At 75.9% G+C, this 474-nt stretch carries 1 protein-coding gene; it reads right to left on the bottom strand.

What is annotated here, in order from left to right:
• Window positions 1–195 precede the first annotated feature (195 nt).
• Window positions 196–474 (bottom strand): M23 family metallopeptidase (locus D9R02_RS11865; protein ID WP_147435370.1); only part of this gene is annotated, 279 nt, incomplete at its 5' end.

The following is a 474-nucleotide window of genomic DNA, read 5'->3' as shown; positions in this document are numbered from 1 at the left end:
GCACCGGACGGAGGCCCTCGACGACGGTCGGGGGCCTTCCGCGTGTCCGGAACCCGGGGGCTGGGCCGCCGGTCTCCGACCGGGCAGCGGCCGCCGCGCACCGCAGACCGGGCACGGGGCCCGGAACGTGGGGTACCTCCCCTCGCCCACCGGGCGCCGGCCAGCAGTCCCCGGGCGCCTGACACCTAGCAGCAGTCAGGACGCACCGGGCGCGCTGCGCTCGGCATCCGGCACGGGCAGCAGCACGGAGGGGCGCAGGTCCACCACGAACTGCAGCGGGTTCACGTACTCCCCGTGCTCCCGGACACCCCAGTGGACACTTCCGCCCCGCGGCCCGTGACCCGGCGCCGCCACGCGGGCCACCACCTGCCCCCGTTCCACACGCTCACCACGGCGTACCGTGGCGCTGACCGGCTCCACCGAGGACTTCCGCCCGTCTCCGTGGTCGATCGTGAGCACCTCGCGGTCCACCAC

The sequence above is a fragment of the Kocuria rhizophila genome (assembly GCF_003667225.1).
Taxonomy (GTDB): domain Bacteria; phylum Actinomycetota; class Actinomycetes; order Actinomycetales; family Micrococcaceae; genus Kocuria; species Kocuria rhizophila.
This window is presented reverse-complemented; position numbering and strand designations above follow the sequence as displayed.